At 42.8% G+C, this 547-nt stretch carries 1 protein-coding gene; it reads right to left on the bottom strand.

The genetic code is table 11. The features are described from left to right. On the bottom strand, positions 1-547 hold a 547-nt coding region (locus tag A3738_RS25505; RefSeq protein ID WP_255376206.1), incomplete at both ends, for an alpha-amylase family glycosyl hydrolase.

The raw sequence follows: 547 nt of genomic DNA, 5'->3' as shown, positions 1-547 counted from the left end.
GCCTAACATGGTGCTTACAAAAGTATTGATCTCAGTATCGGATAACAAACCCTCAGCAGGACGAAGTCCAATACCATCGTGCGAGGCAATAAAGTTAAAGTATGCGGTACCGTTCTGGGCAGGCGGCATGCTCATCATCCATTGCTTAAGATAATGACTAGACCCAGTAATTAAGGTGTTCACGAGCAAAGGTGGCAATGAGAAGTTGTAGACACAATGCGCTTCGTTCGCGTTTCCGAAATACGAAAGGTTTTCTCTATTAGGAATGTTCGTTTCCGTGATAATGACTGCGTCATGGCACTTATGCTCGATCAAAGTCCTGAGCAAACGAACGATTTCGTGGGTTTCAGGCAAATTAAGCGAAGATGTTGCCGCCTTCTTCCAAAGAAATGCGATCGCATCGAAACGGAATATGCGAATCCCTTGATCTAGATAGAAGTTAAGTATTTTCGCAAACTCGATTAAAACCTTAGGGTTTCGAAAATCAAAATCGATTTGATCATGACTAAACGTACACCAGACATATTTTGTTCCGTCTGCCGTTTCT

The sequence above is a fragment of the Oleiphilus sp. HI0066 genome (assembly GCF_001635725.1).
Note: the sequence above shows the minus strand (reverse complement) of the source record. Positions and strands in the feature narration are given on the sequence as shown.